Here is a 3,934-nt window from a genome sequence, read left to right as displayed (position 1 = left end):
GAAACCTGACCCCCTATCGGCGCCGAATATTGGGTCTGACGCAGTTTTGGTGAAGAAGATCTATGGAGCGCCGACGAGGCGGGCCTGGAGAAGATCGAGCTTTCCTCTTCCATACATCTGGCGCTTGACGAGTTTGAGCTTGGTGATCTGCCCTTCGGTTTGGCCATTGGACCAGTGCGAGGTGATGGCGGCCACCACCGCGGCCCGATCTTTGACGACGCCGTTGGCGAATGACGCGACCAGGCTGGATCTGGCCCGCTCGAGCCATGGCTCGAGCTCTGCGACAATCTTCTTGCGGATCATGGCCTGGAACGCGGCGATGATTTCTCGCGCCTCGACGAGGAGCGGCACGGCGGCTTCGATGGCCACGATCGTGACGCTCTCGGATTTGGACACGCGGTCCCGGCCAATGGTCATGAGGCGCGCGATGGTGCGCGCCGAAGGCGTTCGCCTGAGTGCATCATTGTCCATCCGTTCGGCGCGCCGACGACGTGCCACCCACTCGGTGACGACCCGAAGGCAACCGCGGAAGCCTTGGCGCTTGAGGCGTCGCCACAGCTCCGCGCCGTTGCGTTCGCCGGCTGCCCACTTGTCCTCGAGCCACGGCAGGTACAGTTCGAGCTAACTTTCCCGCGAACGGAAGACGTCCGTGCGTTCGCCGCGCTGGATCCTGCGAACAAAGCTACGACTATGCCCGGTGCGGCGCACGATCTCCTTGATCGCGATCCCGTCCTTCGCGAAGCCGAGGATGGTCCCGTTTGCGTCTTCCCGACGAAGATATCCCTCATACTGAAGCCGCTCGGCGGCCGTGAGCAGATCAGGGTCGATGGTTGCGGCGCCGATCGCGGCTCGGACCTGACGCATGGATTTGCGCACCGCATCGAGAAAGGCACGGCTGGCGTTCTCCATCAGGTGCCAGCGGTCCGCCACCTGGGTGGCCGTCGGCAGCGCCTTGGCCGCAGCCGTCGCATAGCCCCCGCCGCGGTCACGAGCGACGATGGTGATCTGCGGCTGGCAGGTGAGCCACGCTTGCGCTGTCGCGGGCTCTCGGTCGGGTAAGAGAGCGATGGTCCTGCGGCGCTCAAGGTCGCAGATGATCGTGCCATAGCGCTGGTTGCGCCGCCACGCCCAGTCGTCGATCCCGATGATCGTTGGTGGGACGAAATGCTGGTTGCCACGGCGCCGCACGACCCGCAGCAGGGTGTCATTGCTGACCGGCAACATCAACCTGCGGGCGAAGCTCGCCGCCGGCCGCCCGCCCAGCGCCAGCCCCAGGTGGTGGACGATGTGGTCGAGGCGGGCAGTACGCCGCGCCCACGGCGCCAAAACCTTGGCGTCGAAGCGCTCCGCGAAGATGCGCCGGCCGCAGAGCACTGTGTCGCAGTGGAAACGTCGCGCCCGGACGACGAGCCGAACTGGCTTGCCCGCCATCGGCAGGTCCGCCAGATGCCGATGATACTGACTGTGCACTCGCTGTGATGTTCTTCCGCATCCTGGGCACGAACTCGCCTTGCCAACCGCGCGAACCGTGATCAGCGTGCCCGCGCTGTCGCTGCTGACATCGTCCACCACGAATCCACGCGGGACCACGGTCGAAGATCGGAGTGAGTGTGCCATGGTGTTGATTCCAATTCAAAATCAACGCCAGACGAATCTCGAACTCCATCAAAAATGAGTCAGATGGGGTATTCGGCTTGAGCCCCTCGCGGAGGGATGCAGGAGGTGCTGCGCTTCGAGCTGATGATAGAACGTGGTCTGTTTGGAACAGCCACAAGCATCAGGAAAGGAAGCGCAGCATGAAATATTATGCCGGACTGGACGTCTCGGTGAAAGAGACGTCGGTGTGTATCGTGGACGAAACGGGCGCGATCTGCCGCGAGATCAAAGTCCTCAGCCACCCGGAGGACCTCGTCCAGGCTTTGAAAAGTTCCTCGTGGCAGTTCGTTCGGATCGGGCTCGAAGCCGGCCCGTTATCGCAATGGCTGTTCAGCGGATTGGCGGAGGCGGGTTTGCCCGCGATCTGCATCGAGACCCGGCATGCGAAAGCATTCCTGAAAGCTCAGGTGAACAAGACCGACCGCAACGACGCCCGCGGCATCGCGCAGATGATGCGGGTCAATCTGTTCCGGCCCGTGCATGTCAAGACATTGGCCAGCCAGCGTCGCCGCGCCCTGTTGACCGCCCGCAAGCTGTTGCAGGAAAAAGCGATCGACATCGAGAACGACATCCGCGGACTGCTGCGCAATTTCGGACTCAAGGTCGGCATCGTTGGAACGGCCGGGTTCGACGATCGCATCCGCGAGCTTGTCGATGGCATGCCGGACCTCGGCGAGATTATGAAGCCCTTGCTGGCGGCGCGGCAAAAGCTGCGAGAGACATTCATGGAGCTCCACCGCAAGCTGCTATCGATCGTCCGTGGTGACGAGACCTGCCGACGATTGATGACGATCCCCGGCGTCGGTCCTGTCACCTCGCTAGCCTTCACCAGCACCATCGATGTTCCGGCCCGCTTCAGCAACTCCCGTGCCGTCGGTCCGGCGCTGGGATTGACCCCCGTGCTCAATCAATCGGGGGAAGGCGGCGCCGTTCAAGCGCAATGACGAATTGCTCAAGGCGCTGCCGATTGGCGTCGTGGTCTTCCCAGGCTCCGGGATCACCGACAACCTCGCCAACAAGGCGAAGGCGATGGGCATCCCGGTCTGGCGGTTCGGGGGCGGCGCGTGAGCGTCGTTTCCCTTGAAATCATGGGAAACATGGATATCATGGAAAGCATGGATATTAGCGCGGAGGTTTCACATGCGCGCCTTCACCACCAATGACCTCAACAAGCAGGTCGGAGAAGTCACCGATGCGGCGACGAAGTCGCCGATCGTCATCACGCGGTATCGCAAGCCCCGCTTCGTCATGATGAGTTACGAGCACTACCAGAAGATCAGGGGCGAAGGCGATCCCCGCCGCGCATACGCCGCCGGCGAGACGCCGGACGACGTCGCCTCGCTGTTCTCGGCCGAGCTCGACCGTCTGGCGACGGGCGAAGGCTACGACGATGACCGGTGACCTGCGTCCCGGCACGATCATTCAGTATCCGTATCTCTGGAAGTGGCAGCAGGAACACGGCGAGACCGAAGGTCGCAAGGATCGACCCGTCTGCGTTATCCTCGCAGTGCGCGGATCGGACGGTCTGACGCACCTTGCGCTTCTGGCGATTTCAAGCCGCCAGCCCGGCTCCGAGCAGGTTGCGATCGAGGTTCCCGAAATCGAATGCCGGCGCGGCGGGCTCAGCGATCTCAAGCGGGCCTGGATCACCGTCAGCGAGTACAATTACGATATCGTCGAGCGGTCCTTCTATCTCGATGCGGGCGAGCCCCTGCTGGGACGCTTCAGCCGCTCCTTCATGATGCAGCTTGCGAGCGCGGTGTCTCCCCTCGTCCGGGCCGGACAGGCGCGCATAGATCGCACCGACTAGCCGGCGTTACGGACTTGCCGGAAGGCTTCTGTGCCGACCGCGGAGCGTGTCGCCCTCTTCGCTCACGGCGTTCGTTGAGCGCCCCGCTTGTCGACGGTGCCGGCAGCGGTTCTGGCGGGTCGATGGTGCCCAAGATGGGATCGCCTCGTCGCCTTGCGAATTGTCGCGGATGCAGCCGGGACCGGGGCGCCGGTTCGACGTGAAGGCTCTCGCCGAGGTGGCGATCTGCGGTTCAGGCGGGCGCCGACGCGGCGCGGTCTGCGTGACCGAGCAGCGCGGGCCGGGTTATCCATCACCATGCGTGAGCGTCGGCGTCCCGACTGGCGGTGGCCGGGACGGGGAGCGAGCGCTGCGGCGCGCGTCCCGCCTGGTGAGGGTGGTGGGCGTGGCCTGGTGGCAGGGGCTCCTGTGATCGGTGGCTACGAAGCCCATCCCATCCTCTTTGCCGCCTGTGTCCGGGTCACGGCC

3 protein-coding genes and 2 pseudogenes are annotated in these 3,934 nt (G+C 64.0%); 4 read left to right on the top strand and 1 reads right to left on the bottom strand.

The window, feature by feature from the left end; genetic code table 11:
- Positions 1-60 precede the first annotated feature (60 nt).
- A pseudogene (locus tag V5F77_RS28300) lies at positions 61-1,617 on the bottom strand (ISL3 family transposase).
- A gap of 179 nt (positions 1,618-1,796) precedes the next feature.
- On the opposite strand from V5F77_RS28300, the pseudogene V5F77_RS28295 reads away from it, so the two are divergent.
- From V5F77_RS28295 to V5F77_RS28280, 4 genes and pseudogenes are all read left to right on the top strand, one after another.
- A pseudogene (locus V5F77_RS28295) lies at positions 1,797-2,588 on the top strand (IS110 family transposase); the annotation flags it as partial.
- A 208-nt stretch (positions 2,589-2,796) separates the two neighbouring features.
- On the top strand, positions 2,797-3,057 hold the full coding sequence (locus V5F77_RS28290; protein ID WP_348842698.1) for a type II toxin-antitoxin system Phd/YefM family antitoxin: 261 nt from the start codon (positions 2,797-2,799) through the stop codon (positions 3,055-3,057).
- Positions 3,047-3,466 (top strand): hypothetical protein, encoded by a 420-nt coding sequence (locus V5F77_RS28285; protein WP_348842699.1) that lies wholly within the window; start codon positions 3,047-3,049, stop codon positions 3,464-3,466. The genes V5F77_RS28290 and V5F77_RS28285 overlap by 11 nt, the downstream gene beginning before the upstream one ends.
- A gap of 169 nt (positions 3,467-3,635) precedes the next feature.
- The gene (locus V5F77_RS28280; protein ID WP_429008394.1) at positions 3,636-3,878 is read left to right on the top strand and encodes a hypothetical protein; all 243 of its coding nucleotides are present in this window, start codon (positions 3,636-3,638) and stop codon (positions 3,876-3,878) included.
- The last annotated feature ends 56 nt before the right edge of the window (positions 3,879-3,934 follow it).

The organism is Roseixanthobacter psychrophilus (assembly GCF_043195195.1).
GTDB lineage: Bacteria > Pseudomonadota > Alphaproteobacteria > Rhizobiales > Xanthobacteraceae > NCEH01.
This window is presented reverse-complemented; position numbering and strand designations above follow the sequence as displayed.